Here is a 15366-nt window from a genome sequence, read left to right as displayed (position 1 = left end):
GCAGCGCTTGAAGCTCGACCCACTCTCCCATCAAGCAGAGTTGATGGGTTTTATGGCCTGGTTAAGGCGGGTGGGGAAGGGCGGGCCAGGGCTACTCCGGTGGTGTTTCGCCAAATAGCTCCACATAGGGCTCATAGCAGAAGCGCCTGTTCCGCTTCTGGCCAGTGATCTCGCGAAGGATGTCGAGCGCCTCCAGCCGCGCCACCAGGCCATTGGCCGCCGGGTAGGTGGTGTGGATCAGGGCTTCGATCGCGTTGACGCTCACGATCGGTCGGTCAAACAGGCTCTCCAGCACCCGGTGGCCGTTGGCGGCAGCACGCCCGAGGTGATCGGTGATCAAGGCCCGATGCTGTTCCCGCAGCGCCAGGATCCGCCGGGCTGTGCCGCTGGCCTCCTGGCTCACCTCGGCCACGCCTCGCAGAAAGAACGCCAGCCAGTTCTCCCAGTTGCCGTCTTCGCGCACGGCCTGCAGGTGGTCGTAATAGCCCTGGCGGTGCTGCTTGAAGTAATGCGAGAGATAGAGCACAGGCTTCTGCAGGATTCCTTTCTCGGTGAGCAGGAAGGTGATCAGCAGTCTCCCCACACGGCCGTTGCCATCGAGAAACGGATGGATCGTTTCGAACTGGGCGTGGGCCAGTCCGATGCGGATCAGAGCCGGTAGATCGTCTTGGGCGTGGAGAAACTGTTCCAAGGCCCCCAGGGCTTCGTGTAGCTCCTCCGGGGGTGGCGGCACAAAGCTGGCAGTGGCCAGGGTGCAGCCACCAGGGCCGATCCAGTTTTGGCTGCGTCGCAGCTCGCCTGGGGTGAGCCGGCTGCCGCGAACTCCCTGCAGCAGCACGGCATGGATCTCGCCGATCAACCGCATCGACACGGGCAAGGTGGCGAGGCGTTGCAGGCCATGGTTCATCGCCCGCACGTAGTTCACCACCTCATCCACATCGCGGGGGAGGCCGCCGGCTCCGAATACCTTGGCCTCCGCTGCCAGCAAATCCTGCAAGGAGCTCTGGGTGCCTTCGATTTGACTGGAGAGCACTGCCTCCTTGCGCACGTACATGAAGACAAACAGGTCAGGGTTCGGCAGCGTTTCCACCGATCCATCCAGTCGCCCCAGGGCCCGATCAGCCTGGGAGAGCAGCGCCTGCAATTCACCGCTCAGCCGCACGGGCGGATCCGGCGGCAGGGGAGCCGGATGGAAGGCGCGATAGCCCGATGGCTGGTTGCGGTAGGCGCCGGCGCGGTTGGAGCGTGCTTCGAGCATGGGTCGCGCAGCCTTTCGCATGGGCCGAGAATGGCCTCATGTTATTTGCAGCCTTTAGTATGGGGCGACGACGTGGATTTGTGTAAGCAGGTGTTGTCTATGGCTGGGTCCTCTGCCCAGGTGCTGGCTGTTCGCACCAATTAGCTTTGATGGGTTCAGCAGGCTCTCGTCCGTGCCCGTTGCCCCCCCTCCTCTGGCGGCCGATCAAGCCCGCCAGCGGCTCAAAGCCCTCGCCGATCCGCTGCGGCTGCAGGTGATCGAGGCCCTGGCCGGCGGTGAGCGCTGCGTCTGCGAGCTCACCAGCGAGCTGGGGTTGGCCCAGTCGAAGCTGTCGTTTCACCTCAAGGTGCTCAAGGAGGCGGGGCTGCTCGTGGATCGCCAGGAGGGCCGTTGGGTGTACTACCAACTGCAGCCCGAAGCCCTCGAGGGCCTGCGGGGCTGGTTGGCCGATCTGGCGGCTGGTTGCACCGCCCCCGCCAGCCTCTGCTGCTGAGGCGCCATGGGGATCTTTGAGCGCTTTTTGAGCCTGTGGGTAGCCCTGGCCATCGCGGCTGGTGTCACCCTCGGCGCCGTCTTCCCGCAGGCAGCGGAGGCTGTGGCAGGTCTGGAATTTGCCCGCATCAACCTGCCGATTGGCCTGCTGATCTGGGGAATGATCTATCCCATGATGCTGGCGGTTGATTTCCATGCGCTCGTCGATTTGCGCCGTCAGCCCAAGGGGCTGGTGGTCACCGTGGTGGTGAACTGGCTGATCAAACCCCTCGCGATGACGGCCATCGCTTGGCTGTTCATCCGTGGCTTGTTTGCGGCCTGGATCCCTGCCGCCCTGGGCGATCAATACATCGCCGGCATGATTCTGCTGGGGGTGGCCCCCTGCACGGCCATGGTGTTTGTTTGGAGCCGACTCTGCGGTGGCGATCCCAATTACACCCTGGCTCAGGTGGCCATCAATGACCTGATCATGGTGTTTGCCTTTGCACCCATTGCAGCCCTGCTGCTGGGGGTAAGCCAGGTGATCGTGCCTTGGGACACCCTGGTGACCGCTGTGGGCCTGTTTGTGGTGGTGCCCTTGGTGGCGGGTTGGTTGACCCGCTTGGTGTTGCGCTCCCCAGGGCGGATTGAGCGCTTGGAGCACCGCCTCAAGCCCCTGGCAATCCTGAGCCTGATCCTCACCGTTTTGGTGCTGTTCATGGTGCAGGCCCGGGCCATTCTGGCCAATCCGCTGGCGATCGTCCTGATTGCTATCCCCCTGATCCTGCAGACCTACCTGATCTTCTGGATCAGCGCCCAGTGGATGCGGCGCTGGCGTCAGCCCCAGTCGATCGCTGCCCCTGGAGCCATGATCGGCGCTTCCAACTTTTTTGAGCTGGCGGTGGCGGTGGCCATCAGCCTGTTTGGCCTTAAATCCGGAGCCGCCCTGGCCACCGTGGTGGGGGTGCTGGTGGAGGTGCCGGTGATGCTCTCCCTGGTGGCGATTGCAAACCACAACCGGCGCTTGTTTCCGTTCCGCGCCCCCTGTCAAGCAAGCGCGATACCGGCGCCAGGGCCCCAGCCTCTGGATCCTGCGCGGCTCCCTGGAAAGCAGCCAAGGGCCCTAACCGACCCTTAAACCCCGCACTACCCGGTCTTTGCCTCTCGGCGCTGAGCCCTCCATAACGTTCTGCCAAACCAACGGCCTGCTCCGCGATGGTGTTCACACCCTCCCTTCAACCGGGTCGCAGCGACAGTTTTCGCGAGCTGCTGGAGACCAGCTACGCGAAGCGCAGCCTGGTGCATCTGGCGCCTGGCAGCCAGGTGCCCCTGCTGAAGCGCAACGTGTGGGTGGTGGTGCGGGGCATGGTGAAGCTCTCCGCCATCTCGATCCACGGCGATGAGCTGCTGCTGGGCTTGGCCGGCCCGAACGAACCCTTCGGCGATCCGCTCACCAACGTGGAGGCCTATGCGGCCACCACCCTGGTGGACAGCGACCTGCTCTGCCTCAGCTGCGAGGAGATCCAGCGCTCTCCCCACCTGGCGATGGGTTTGCTTCAGGGCATGGCGGCCCGCTACCGCCAGAGTGAAGCCCTGCTGGAGCTGCTGGGCCTGCGGCGCATCGAAGAGCGGGTGCGGGGCTTGCTTGAGTTGCTGGCCAACGACTACGGCCAGCCCTGTGAACAGGGCCTGTGCCTGCAGATCAAGCTCACCCACCAGGATCTGGCCAGCGCGTTGAGCACCACCCGGGTCACCGTGACCCGCATCCTGGGGGCGCTGCGCGACGAGGGTTGGCTGCAGATCGATAGCCAACGGCGTCTCGTGGTGAGCCATCTCCCCCAGCAGCGCCATTCGCATCGATGAGTCAGCCGTCGATTCGGCTGCTGTTGGTGCATTCTGATCCTGCGGCAGCCCACCGGCTCCGCCACGACCTTGCCGAGGCGGGGTGCGAGGTGTGCCTTTGCAGAGATGTAGACGACGCTGCCGAGCAGCTTGCCACCCCCTCGGATTGGGAGCTGCTGGTGCTCGATGGCAGCCTCGGCGCGCAGGCCGCAGCATTGTGCGCCCGGGTGCGGGCGGCCGAGATGTCGATCCCGGTGCTGATGCTCTGCCCGGGCAGCAGCGAAGCCGATCGGATCTGGGGCTTGGAGGTGGGCGCCGACGACGTTCTGCCAGAACCTTTTGGCATGGCGGAATGCTTGGCCCGCTGCCGGGCGCTGGTGCGCCGTCACCAGCTCGGGCTGGAGGCCACCCCTGAGCTGCGTTGTGGCGCGGTGACCATGCGGGTGGAGGCGCACCGGGTCAGCCGGGATGGCCAGGACGTGACCCTTTCGCCCCGGGAATTTCGCCTGCTGCAGTTTTTTCTGGAACATCCGCGCCGGATCTGGAGCCGCGATGAACTCCTGACCCGTGTGTGGGGTGAGCTCGAGGCCGTGGAGCTCGATCCCAAAACGGTGGATGTGCACATTCGCTGGCTGCGCCTCAAGTTGGAGGCCGATCCAGCCCAACCAGCCCTGATCACCACCGTGCGCGGGCAGGGGTATCGCTGTGGTTGAAACCTCTTCTGTTGAAACAACCTTCTGGGGTTTCAAGCTCGCCGGTGAGAATGGCGCCATGCAGCCGTCCTTGTTGGTCGTCGAAGACGACGAAACGATCCGCGAAACGATCCGCGAAGCCCTCGAATTGGAGGGGTTTGCGGTGCAGGCCTGCGGCAACGGTCGCGATGCCCTGCAGTTGCTGCAGCGGGCACCGGAGGGGCAGGGGTTTGCCCTGGTGGTGCTCGACCTGATGCTGCCTGGCCTGGGTGGTTTGGATGTGTGCCGCCAGCTGCGCCAGCAGAGCAACCAGACCCCGATCCTGGTGGTGAGCGCCCGCGACACCGAAACTGATCGAGTGCTGGGCCTCGAGGTGGGTGCCGACGACTACTTGGTCAAGCCGTTTGGCATGCGGGAGTTGGTGGCCCGCTGCCGAGCCCTGCTGCGCCGCTCCTCCAGCCAAACCTCCCGGGCCCGGGTGCTGGAGCACGCCAATCTCAGCCTCTATCCGGAAGAATGCCGGGTGACCCGGGATGGTCTGGAGGTGAACCTCTCGCCGAAGGAATACCGCCTGCTGGAGCTGTTCATGCAGAACCCCCGGCGGGTGTGGAGCCGCGATCAGCTGCTGGAGCAGCTCTGGGGCATCGACTACTTCGGCGACAGCAAAACCGTGGATGTGCACATCCGCTGGTTGCGCGAAAAGCTGGAAGAGAATCCGTCAGCCCCGGTGCATCTGATCACCGTGCGGGGGTTTGGTTATCGCTTTGGTTAGCGCCTTCAACCGCTTGATGGGTTTCTGGCGTCGGCGTGGAGGCTGGCGTCGCCCCCTGCCCCCGGCCCGGCAGCTGCTCAGCTGGATGGATTCGTCGACCATCGGCTGGATCCTGCTCGAACGCAACGGCACCGTGGGCCACATCAACCCCCGGGCGGAGCGGATACTCCAGCTTGATTCGGGCCGGCTGCTGGTCGGTCAGCCCTTTGCCGAGATCTGTGCCGATCCCGGCCTGGCCAGCAGCATCCGGATCGCCCGCCGTCAGGATCGCCCCCAGCGCTTGGAGTGGCACTCCGACGGCCAAGACCTCGATGTGATGGTGGTGCCAGGCCGCGACGGCTGGCTGGGCGTGCAACTGCAGAGTCGCCGCTCCCTCGATGCCCAGCTGGAGCAGCAGGAGCGCTGGGTAAGCGATGTAGCCCACGAACTGAAAACGCCCCTCACGGCCTTGCTGCTGGTGGGCGACAGCCTCGCCGCCCAGGTCAACAGCCAGAACGCCCGGCTGGTGGAGCGCTTGCAGCGGGAATTGCTGCGGTTGCAGGAGTTGGTGGGGGATCTGCTCGAGCTCTCCCGCCTCGAGAACACGCTGCCGGGCACCGGTCAGCGGCTGAGCGTGGTGGATCTGCCCCAGCTGGTGGAGCAGGTGTGGTCCAACCTGCGTCCCCTTGCCGATCCGCGTCAGATCCACCTGGCCTTGGATGCACCTCCTGCCCTGCAGCTACGCGGCGACAGCTCCCGCCTGCACCGGGCCCTGCTCAACCTGCTCGACAACGCTCTGCGCTACAGCCCGGATGGCGGCGAGTTGCGGGTGAGCCTCGGCAGCCGTGGCGACTGGTGCCAGTTGAGTGTGGCCGACCAGGGCCCGGGCCTCAGTGAGGACGACCTGGCCCATCTGTTTGAGCGCTTTTACCGGGGGGATCCCGCCCGGGCCCGCACCCAACGCATCGGCAGTGGCCTGGGGCTCTCGATCGTGCAGCAGATTGCCGTCACCCACGGCGGTCGCATCCAGGCCAGCAATCGACCCGAGGGTGGTGCCCTGCTGGAACTGATCCTGCCGGGGGTCGTGCGGCCTGGTGGGGCTGGCTAGCCTTGAAATGGCTGATTGGTGGTGATGCACTTCTGGGCTCCTGAGATTGATCCCTCCCACCCGATGGATTGCACCCAGGCCGAGCGCTACGCCCTGAGGCGGCTCAACGATGGCTCCTTTGTGGCCATTGCCGGAGAGGATCAGCGTCTGGTGGATGTGGGCAGCACCAGCGAAGCGTTTCTCTTCCATACCCATGAGGCAGCCCTGAGGGCGGCCACCGAGCTCAACCACAGTGGGCGCGGACCGCTGGATGTGGTGAAAGTCGAGTGGGAGTCCGCCTGATCAGGCCACCTTTGGGCTGATTGCGGCAGCCAGGGCCTCCAGCCGACTCTTGGTGAGTGTCACACCAGAGATTGCTGGAACCTTGAGCCGATGCAGGCGTTCCCGCGGTTGATCTGTTGCGGTCACGATGAACACCTGCCGCTGCTGGTCGCGGCAGTCGAAGCAGATGGTTTCAATCGCCAAGGCGGCGGTCACCCCTAGGAGCGGCACTTCGCTGAGATCGAGCACCAGGGTGTGAAAGCTGGCGCTGGAGCTGAGCAGTTGGGTGAGGTATTTGCTGGCCCCAAAGCTCAACGGGCCGCTGAGTTGCAGCAGCAGCAGCAGGTCGCCGGCCTGCCGTAGCAGCTCCTGCTCCTCGAGATTGAGGTCGTGATGGTCGCCGTCACCGCCGCTGCGCGCCCGCATGGCCTGTTGCTGCAGTTCGCTCTGGCGTTTGATCGTGAGGATGTTGGCCAGAAACACCCCCACCACCACGGCGGTGATCAGGTCCCAGAACACGGTGAGCAGCAGCACCAGCCACATCAGCCCGGTGGTCCGCAGCGACAGCAGCGGCGCCCGCACGATGAATGACCAGTCGATAATTTCCAGCCCCACCTTCAGCAGGATGCCGGCCAGCACCGCATGGGGAATCGGGCTGGCCCACGAACCCGCCCCGAGGGTGATCAGCAGCAGCACCAGGGCATGCACCATGCCCGACAACCGCGTGCGCCCGCCTGCCTGCACGTTGGTGACGGTGCGCATCGTGGCACCGGCACCCGGCAGGCCACCCAGCAAGGCGCTGGCCATATTGCCGATGCCCTGGCCGATCAATTCCTGGTCGGAATCGTGATGGCTGCGGGTGATGTTGTCGGCTACCAGGGAGGTGAGCAGCGAGTCGATCGAGCCCAGCACCGCCAGGGTGAGAGCGAAGCCCGCCAGGGTGCGCAGATCCCCCCAGCCCACCTGGGGCCATTGGAGCTGGGGCAGGCCGGTGGGCATGGCCCCCAGCCTCGGCAGGGCGCCGCTTGGCAGCCACAGCACCGAGACCCCGCTCACCACTGCCAGCGCCACCAGGGGGGCCGGCAGCAGGAAGTTCCAGCGCTTGGGGTAGAGCACCACCAACGCAAAACTGGCCAAGCCCACCGCCAGCGCCGTGGGATTGAGATGGGCCACCGCCCAGGGCAACCTGGCCAGGATCGTGGGGATCGGCCCAGCCAGGCTCACCCCCAGAAGGGGCGGCAGCTGCAGCACCACAATGATGGCTCCGATCCCCGACATGAAGCCCGAGATCACGGTGTAGGGCATCATCGTGATGTACTGGCCCAGCTTCATCAGGCCGAACACCACCTGGAACCCGCCCGCCATCAGGGCCACGGTGAAGGCCATTGCCAGGCCGCTGGACTGGCCGTAGCGCCCCACCAGCAGGGTGATCACGGCGGTCATGATCACGGTCATCGGACCGGTGGGACCAGACACCTGGGTGGGGGTGCCGCCAAACAGGGCTGCCAGGAGGCCGAGCACGATGGCGCCGGTGAGCCCGGCCATCGGTCCGGCTCCGGAGGCCACGCCGAAGGCGAGGGCCAAGGGCAGGGCCACCACCGCGGCGGTGAGGCCACCGCTGAGATCCCCGCGCCAGTGGTTCAGGGCCCTCATCGGGCCAGCTCGCAGCGGGCTCCCTCTATCAGGTCTGGGGCATCGCTGATGCGCCCAAACAGGTCCAGGCTCTCGGCATTGAGGTTCAACACCTCCACCTTGGAGCCGCCCTGGCGCAAATTGCGGATCACCTGGTCAAGGGCGCGCACCCCGGTTTGATCCCAGATGTGGGCATTGCCCATGTCAATCGTGATCCGCTGGGGATGGCTCCTCAGATCAAATCCGTCCAGAAAGTAGACCGTGCTGACGAAAAAGAGTTGGCCACGCACGTTGTAGAGGCGGTGCTCAGGCTCGAGCCAGCTGGAGTGCACGGTGACCACCTTGGCCACCTTGCGGCTGAACAGGATTCCCGCCAGGGAAACGCCCACCAGGACCGCGATTGCCAGGTTGCTGGTGATCAGGGCGATCACCATGGTCACCACCATCACAGCGGTGTCGCTCTTGGGGACCCTGCGGATGGTCCGAAACGACTCCCAATTGAACGTGCTGATCGACACCATGATCATCACGGCCACCAGGGCTGCCATCGGCATGCGGGCCAGCTGCTCCCGCAGCCCCAGCACCAGAATCAGCAAGCCGGCACCGGCGGTGAAGGTGGAGAGGCGGTAGCGCCCGCCGGCTTCCACGTTGATCACCGATTGGCCGATCATGCCAGCTCCGGCCATGCCGCCGATCAGCCCCGACGCGATGTTCGCCAACCCCTGGCCGCGGGCCTCAACATTTTTGTCGCTGTCCGAATCGGTGAGGTCGTCGATCACGGTGGCGGTGAGAAAGGCCTGCAACAGCCCCACAAAGGAGATCGCCAGGCTCACCGGCAGGATGATCGCCAGGGTGTCGAGGTTGAAGGGCACCGCCGGTAGCCCGAAGCCGGGAAACGTGCTGGGCAGCTCGCCCAGATCTCCCACTCGTGGCACCGGCAGGTTCAATCCCTCGGCCAGCAGCGTGATCACCACGATCGCCACCAGGGTCGAGGGCACGGCCATGGTGAGCCGCGGCAGGCCGTAGATGATTGCCAATCCGAGGCCTACCAGCAGCCACACGCTGGGCCAGGCCACCGCCGCTCCCCCCAGGCTCGCCACCGTCTCGCCGCCATCGGCCCCCAGTCCCATCTGGGGCAGCTGGGCTCGGAAGATCAGCAGGCCGATGGCGTTGACAAAGCCCAGGGTCACGGCCCGGGGCACAAACCGCATCTGGTAGCCGAGGCGCATGTAGCCCCAGAGGATCTGGAACAGGCCCGCCAGCAGGGTGGCCGCCAGCAGATAGGCCACCCCGTGGGCCGCCACCAGGGGACCCATCAGCAGGGCCACGCCGGCCGTGGCGGCTGAGATCATGGCGGGGCGTCCGCCGGCGAAGGCCACCACGCAGCAGATCGCCACCGAGGCGAACAGGCCCATCTTTGGGTCCACCCCCGCCACCAGGGAGAAGGCGATCGCCTCGGGCACCACGCCAAGGGCCACTACAACGCCGGCCAGCATTTCCTTCGGCAGGGACGTCAGGGGCGGGAAGAATCCCTTCATAAAATGATCGTTTGTCACTGGTGATCGTTTGTCACTGGTCTCTGTCGGTATTGGTGTATGCACCGCAGCTGTGGACGCACTACTGAATACACCGATCCCGGCCCAGTCAAAGTGACGGAGTGATGTGTCAGGCCTGACGCCTCAGCTGGGCCGGCGGCAGAGTTTCCGCGGCGAGGTGATGCTCGGCGTCTATGGCGGACTGCTCATGGCCAAAAGCTATCAGGCCCTTAGGGGCACGTCATCCTGGATGGAGTTGGGTCTGGCTGGATGTCACGGTTTGGGGAGCTGCTGCGGGCGGCCAACAATCTCAAATTGCTGGGGGCGATCGGTCGCAGCGGCGGTGATCTGAGCTCGGTGGCGGATCTGGTCGACAACATGATCGACAGTCCCCAGATGCTGGATTCGGTTCGCCGCTTCCGGGCCGTGCCAGGGGGCGCAGCGATGCTCGATCAGCGCTACCCCCCGCTCCAGCCGGACATCGACAGGTTGATCCAGCTGCCCGAGGGCAGCCTGGGCCGCAGCTATGCCGAGTTGATCCGCCAGCTCAACTACGACCCGGAATTCTTCCGGCCCCGGCCCACCACCACCGAGGCCCAGTGGCTCACCCAGCGGGTCGCCACCACCCACGACATCCATCACGTGGTGAGTGGCTTTGGCACCATGCCCGCTGGCGAGAGCGGTGTGCTGGCGATCACCGCCGCCCAGATCGGCTTTCCCGCCTACGTGTTGCTTACCACCGCCGGGCAGCTGGCCAGCTTCCGCTTCCAGATGGGGCGCTTTGAAGAACTGAGCCAGGCGGTGGCCCATGGCATGGCGATCGGGCATCAGGCCCAGTGCCTAGTGGCCGCCCGCTGGGAGGAGGGCTGGGATCGCCCCGTCAGCGCGTGGCGTGAGCAGCTCGGCATCCGCGAACCCGCCGATACCGAGCCCTACGGCCTGGGTTAGTTCAGAGCGGAAACGGCGCGCTCCAGGGCTTCGCGGCGGCTGATCTCCGTGTGGTCGGCGGGCAGCAGTTCAAACATCTTGAGCTTCTCGAGGCGGCGGCGGGTCACGTCGCAGGCCCCCACGACGTAGACCGAACGGCCTTTCTCCACCGCTTCTTCCACCGCATTTTCCAGGGCCAGGGCGGCGGTCACCCCCAGGTGTGACACCTCACCCAGATCGAAGATCACCGTTTGGCAGCTGGTGATGGCGTTGTGCTCCCGCGCGATGGCCTTGGCTACGCCGAAGAGCATGGCGCCGTTGAGCTGGAACAACAGCACCTGACCCTTGCCTTGATCCAGCAGGGCCTTTTCATCGTCGGAGATATCGAGTTCGCCGTCGCCGGTGCTGATCGACTTAACGCTCTTGCTCTGCAGGGCGTTCATCTTGTCGATGGTGAGGATGTTGGCGATGAACACGCCGATGCCAACGGCGGCGATCAGATCCACCAGCACGGTGAGGGCGATCACCAAATACATGATCAACGCCCCCTTCATCGAGATCCGGTGGGCGCGCTTGAGGAAGCCCCAGTCGACGATGTCGACACCCACCTTGAGGGCGATGCCGGCGAGCACCGCCTGGGGGATCTGGGCGGCAACGCCCGTGAAAGCAAGGATCACCACCATCAGAATCAAGGCCCGGCTGATGCCCGAGAGGGCGCTGCGGCCGCCGGCCTGGATGTTCACCACGGTGCCCATGGTGGCGCCGGCACCGGGAAGGCCACCAAACAGTCCGGAGGCGAGGTTGCCGAGGCCCTGGCCGATGAGTTCTTTGTTGGAGTTGTGCTCGGTGCGGGTGACGCTGTCGGCGATCACGGCGGTGAGCAGGGCGTCGATGCAGCCGAGCATGCCCAGCACGGCGGCATCAATCAGCATCTTGCTGGCCAGGCCCAGCTCCATGTAGGGCATGCGCAGCTGGGGGAAACCCGAGGCGATTGCGCCGATTCGGCGAACACCTTCACCGCCGGAGGCGATGTCGCCCTGCAGCAGGGTGAGCGAAAGCAGCGTGCCGGCCACCAGTGCAATCAGCTGGGGCGGGGCGATTTTCTTGAGCGCCGCTGGGGTGAACCAGAGGATGGCCAGGGTGATCAGCGCCAGCACCACTTCAGGCAAACGGGCGGTCTGAATGAGCTGCGGCAGGGCATTGAGGGTGCCGATCACACCGCCTTTGGGGATGGCATGACCGAGGAAGGGGCCCAGCTGCAGGATGATCAGGATGATGCCGATGCCGCTCATGAAGCCCGAGATCACCGTGTAAGGCATCTGGGTGATGTAGCGGCCCAGCTTCAGCAGGCCGAAGGCGATCTGGAATACACCCGCCAGCATCACCACGGTGAAAGCGATGGCCAGACCGTTCTCGGGATCGCGGGCGGTGAAGCTGGCGATCACGGCGGTCATCACCACGGTCATCGGCCCGGTGGGCTCGGAGATCAGTGATGGCGTGCCGCCAAACAAAGCAGCAAACAGGCCCACCAACACAGCGCCCCACAGGCCTGAGGCGGCACCGGCACCGGAGGCCACCCCGAAGGCGAGGGCCATGGGCAGGGCGATCACCGCGGCGGTGACGCCTCCGAAGAGATCTCCCTTGATGTTGTTGGTGCTGATGTGATTCAGCAGGGCCGTGCGCCGAGGGGGCGCCGACGTGGTTGCCATCGCCGAACCATGCAAGAGGTGGCGGGAACCTTAGGAATCACAGCCGGCGGGTTGGTGCCTTTGGGGCCGTGTTGCCGCTGGCTCTTCACAATCCACTTGGGTTGGGGGTGTCTGGGACGCCGGCATTCCTAGGCTGCGGGCAAAGAACGGCCGCCCTGATCGGATGACCAGCATCTACGCCGACAACAGCCTCACCATCGGCAAAACCCCCTTGGTGCAGCTCAATCGGGTGACTGAGGGTTGTCAGGCCCGGGTGCTGGCCAAGATCGAGGGCCGCAACCCCGCCTTCTCGGTGAAGTGCCGCATTGGTGCCGCCATGATCTGGCGGGCGGAACAGGAGGGACTGCTGGGCCCTGGCAAGGAGTTGGTGGAGCCCACCAGCGGCAACACGGGCATTGCCCTGGCCTTCGTGGCGGCGGCTAAGGGCATTCCTCTCACCCTCACCATGCCGGAAACCATGAGCCTGGAGCGCCGCAAGCTGCTCACCGCCTACGGCGCCCACTTGGTGCTCACCGAGGGACGCATGGGCATGCCCGGTGCCATCGGCACCGCCAAGGAGATGGCGGCATCCGATCCCGACCGCTACGTGCTGCTGCAGCAGTTTTCCAATCCGGCCAATCCCCAGATTCACCACGACACCACCGGCCCAGAGATCTGGACCGATACCGAAGGGAAGGTGGATGTGCTGGTGGCGGGCGTCGGCACCGGCGGCACGATCACCGGCGTGAGTCGCTACATCAAGGGCACCCTGGGCAAGCCGTTGGTGTCGGTGGCGGTGGAGCCCACCAACAGTCCGGTGATTTCCCAGGCGAAGGCAGGCCAGGAGCTCAAGCCCGGTCCCCACAAGATTCAGGGCATCGGTGCCGGGTTTGTGCCCGCCAACCTCGAGCTCGATCTGGTGGACCGGGTGGAGACGGTGACCGACGAGGAGGCGGTGGCCATGGCCCGCCGGTTGATGAAGGAGGAGGGCATCCTGGCCGGCATCTCCTGCGGCGCGGCTACCACCGCTGCCCTGCGTCTGGCCCGGGAGGATGCCTACGCCGGCAAGACGATCGTTGTGGTGCTGCCCGATTCCGGCGAGCGCTATCTCAGTTCGGTGCTGTTTGAAGGCGTCTTCGACGAGAAGGGGCTGGCCGCCGGCTGAAGCCCGCTTTATAACAACTCTGGCCTGTGCTGGTTGGTGCCTTGGCAGACGCAGAGGTTCAGGCGATCAACCCAGAGGCTCTGCCGATCAACCCAGAGATCAGCCTCGAGCCTGAACCGGCCACGGAGCCCCCGACGCTGGACATTCCAGTGGCCACGGCGGCGCCGCTGGCCACAACTGAGCCTGTCCCATCCGACCCCACCAACGCCGAGTCGGGAGCCAGCGCGGTGCTGGGTCTGCCGTTGCAGTTTCTCAACCAGTTGCTGCAGAAGCTTGGTGCCACCCCGCTTCAGTCGCTGGCCGATCTGGTGCCGGCTCTGCAGATCCTTGCTCTGGCGGTGCTGGCTGGCATTGCCCTGAAGCTCACCGGCGCCACCCTTGGGGCCATCAACGAGATCCCCCTGGTGGGCGGGCTGCTGGAGCTGGTGGGGCTGGTGACTCTGCTGAACAGCCTGGCCCACAACGCCTTCAAGCAACAACGGCGAGCGGAGCTGCTGGATCGGATCCGCAAACTCCGCAAGGATTTGCTGGGGTGAGGGTTGCAGACGAGCTGTGCAAGCGCCGGTTGGCTGCTTGATCGGCATCTGGTTTGGCAACTAGTTGGGCAGGCTGTTCAATTCGGCAGGCTGTTCAATTCGGCAGGCTGTTCAATTCGGCAGGCTGTTCAATTCGGCATCGTCACGAACTCCTCGGCCACCGAGGGGTGCAGGGCCATGGTGCGGTCGAAGTCGGCTTTGGTGGCGCCCATGCCGATGGCGATCGCCGCCATCTGGATGATCTCGGCGGCGTGCTCACCCACCATGTGGCAGCCGAGCACCTTGTTGGTGGCGGTGTCCACGATCAGCTTGAGCAGCACCTTGGGATCCCGGGCCGGCAGGGCCTGGCTCATCGGCCTGAAGCGGGCCCGGTGCAGCTTGATCCCATCGGCTCCGCAGCGGGCGATCGCCTGCTCCTCGGTGAGCCCCACGCTGGCGAGCTCCGGCTGGGAAAACACCGCGCAGGCCACCAGGCTGTGGTCCACCTGGCGGGGCTTGTGGCCAAACTCCGTGTCGGCGAAGGCGCGGCCCTCATCGACGGCCACCGGGGTCAGGTTGATGCGGTCGGTCACATCGCCCACTGCATAGATGCTCGGCACGTTGGTGCGTTGATCGGCATTCACCGGGATGCGGCTGCCCTCCACGGCCACCCCGGCGGCCTCGAGGTTGAGGCCCTTGAGGAAGGGCTTGCGGCCGGTGGCCAGCAGCACGCCGCCGCAGGCGATCGATTCGCCGCTCTGGGTAGTAACGCTGAGCTCGCCGGGGGCGCACTGGCCGGTGATCGCCGCCGGCGAATGGGCGAAGCGGATTTCGATGCCGTCTGCTTCCATGCCGGCGCGCACCGCCTCGCTGGCCTCGCGATCGAAGCCGCGCAACAGGTGATCGCCGCGCACCAGCTGGGTCACCTGCACGCCCAGGCCATTGAGGATGCCGGCGAATTCGCAGGCAATGAAGCCAGCACCCACCACCACCACCCGCTCGGGCAGGCTCTCCAGCTCAAACATGTCGTCGCTGAGCCAGCCCAGCTCTGCGCCGGGGATCTCGGGGCGCTGGGGCCGGCCGCCCACGGCGATCAGGATCCGCTGGCCCTGGAGCTCGCGCTCATTCCCGTCGGCGCCCGTCACCACCACGCTGGTGGCGCTGCTGAAGCGACCCCAGCCCCGCACCAGCTCCACCCCGGCTTTCTCCAGAAAACCGATGTGCAGGGTGTTGAGCCGATCCACCTCGGTGCGCACGTTGGCGAGCAAACGGGACGCGTCGAGGCGCACGTCGCCCACCTCCCAGCCGTAGCTGGTGGCATCGGCCAGCAGGTGCCGGTAGGACGAGCCGTACACCAGCAGCTTCTTGGGCACGCAGCCGCGGATCACGCAGGTGCCGCCCACCCGATCGCCCTCCACGATCGCTACCCGGGCGCCGTAGCTGGCGGCCCGCTTGGCGGCGGCCAGGCCACCGGAGCCGGCGCCAAGCACGATCAGATCGAAGTGGTCGCTCATGGCTGGA

Annotated in this window: 15 protein-coding genes; 10 read left to right on the top strand and 5 right to left on the bottom strand. The window is 65.6% G+C overall.

Features of this window, described 5'->3' with window-relative positions; genetic code table 11:
• Positions 1-91: 91 nt before the first annotated feature.
• Positions 92-1258, bottom strand: a complete 1167-nt coding sequence (locus KBY65_RS11370) for a Fic family protein (RefSeq protein WP_255001635.1) — start codon at positions 1256-1258, stop codon at positions 92-94.
• Between the two features lie 172 nt (positions 1259-1430).
• Between KBY65_RS11370 and KBY65_RS11365 the strand changes: the two genes are divergently transcribed.
• The 7 genes from KBY65_RS11365 (at position 1431) to KBY65_RS11335 (ending at position 6404) form a co-directional block, all read left to right on the top strand.
• Entirely contained in the window at positions 1431-1751 is a 321-nt protein-coding gene (locus tag KBY65_RS11365) for an ArsR/SmtB family transcription factor (protein WP_255001634.1), read from the top strand.
• A 6-nt stretch (positions 1752-1757) separates the two neighbouring features.
• Positions 1758-2867, top strand: coding sequence for an ACR3 family arsenite efflux transporter (arsB, locus tag KBY65_RS11360; RefSeq protein ID WP_315860074.1), 1110 nt, complete (start codon positions 1758-1760; stop codon positions 2865-2867).
• Positions 2868-2944: 77 nt separating this feature from the next.
• Positions 2945-3592, top strand: a complete 648-nt coding sequence (locus tag KBY65_RS11355) for a Crp/Fnr family transcriptional regulator (RefSeq protein WP_094559957.1) — start codon at positions 2945-2947, stop codon at positions 3590-3592.
• Between the two features lie 26 nt (positions 3593-3618).
• Entirely contained in the window at positions 3619-4284 is a 666-nt protein-coding gene (locus KBY65_RS13960) for a winged helix-turn-helix domain-containing protein (RefSeq protein WP_255001633.1), read from the top strand.
• Positions 4285-4342: 58 nt separating this feature from the next.
• Positions 4343-5035 carry a response regulator transcription factor gene (locus KBY65_RS11345; RefSeq protein ID WP_094559987.1) on the top strand — a complete coding sequence of 231 codons (693 nt, stop codon included), beginning with the start codon at positions 4343-4345 and terminating at the stop codon, positions 5033-5035.
• 16 nt (positions 5036-5051) lie between these two features.
• Entirely contained in the window at positions 5052-6122 is a 1071-nt protein-coding gene (locus tag KBY65_RS11340) for a sensor histidine kinase (RefSeq protein ID WP_094559955.1), read from the top strand.
• Between the two features lie 63 nt (positions 6123-6185).
• Positions 6186-6404 (top strand): hypothetical protein, encoded by a 219-nt coding sequence (locus KBY65_RS11335; protein WP_143592856.1) that lies wholly within the window; start codon positions 6186-6188, stop codon positions 6402-6404.
• Here KBY65_RS11335 and KBY65_RS11330 read toward each other — a convergent pair whose 3' ends face one another.
• Together KBY65_RS11330 and KBY65_RS11325 are read right to left on the bottom strand one after the other, a co-directional pair.
• A complete protein-coding gene (locus KBY65_RS11330; protein ID WP_255001631.1) occupies positions 6405-8036 on the bottom strand; it encodes a SulP family inorganic anion transporter in 1632 nt (543 codons plus the stop codon).
• Positions 8033-9553, bottom strand: a complete 1521-nt coding sequence (locus KBY65_RS11325) for a SulP family inorganic anion transporter (protein ID WP_255001630.1) — start codon at positions 9551-9553, stop codon at positions 8033-8035. The genes KBY65_RS11330 and KBY65_RS11325 overlap by 4 nt, the downstream gene beginning before the upstream one ends.
• Before the next feature lie 267 nt (positions 9554-9820).
• On the opposite strand from KBY65_RS11325, the gene KBY65_RS11320 reads away from it, so the two are divergent.
• Positions 9821-10498 carry a Coq4 family protein gene (locus KBY65_RS11320; RefSeq protein ID WP_255001629.1) on the top strand — a complete coding sequence of 226 codons (678 nt, stop codon included), beginning with the start codon at positions 9821-9823 and terminating at the stop codon, positions 10496-10498.
• On the opposite strand, the gene KBY65_RS11315 is transcribed toward KBY65_RS11320, so the two are convergent.
• Positions 10495-12186 (bottom strand): SulP family inorganic anion transporter, encoded by a 1692-nt coding sequence (locus KBY65_RS11315; RefSeq protein ID WP_254988789.1) that lies wholly within the window; start codon positions 12184-12186, stop codon positions 10495-10497. The genes KBY65_RS11320 and KBY65_RS11315 overlap by 4 nt on opposite strands.
• A gap of 163 nt (positions 12187-12349) precedes the next feature.
• Here KBY65_RS11315 and cysK point away from each other — a divergent pair, with 163 nt between their 5' ends.
• Both cysK and KBY65_RS11305 read left to right on the top strand, forming a co-directional pair.
• Complete coding sequence (gene cysK, locus KBY65_RS11310; protein WP_094559950.1) at positions 12350-13330, top strand: cysteine synthase A; 981 nt, start codon at positions 12350-12352, stop codon at positions 13328-13330.
• A 41-nt stretch (positions 13331-13371) separates the two neighbouring features.
• Positions 13372-13866 (top strand): CAAD domain-containing protein, encoded by a 495-nt coding sequence (locus KBY65_RS11305; protein WP_254988788.1) that lies wholly within the window; start codon positions 13372-13374, stop codon positions 13864-13866.
• Between the two features lie 128 nt (positions 13867-13994).
• Here the strand turns inward: KBY65_RS11305 and gorA are convergent, their stop codons facing one another.
• A complete protein-coding gene (gene gorA / locus KBY65_RS11300) occupies positions 13995-15359 on the bottom strand; it encodes a glutathione-disulfide reductase (protein WP_255001628.1) in 1365 nt (454 codons plus the stop codon).
• Positions 15360-15366: the final 7 nt, after the last annotated feature.

Source organism: Cyanobium sp. Alchichica 3B3-8F6, assembly GCF_024346435.1.
Classification (GTDB): Bacteria; Cyanobacteriota; Cyanobacteriia; order PCC-6307; family Cyanobiaceae; genus Cyanobium_A.
This window is presented reverse-complemented; position numbering and strand designations above follow the sequence as displayed.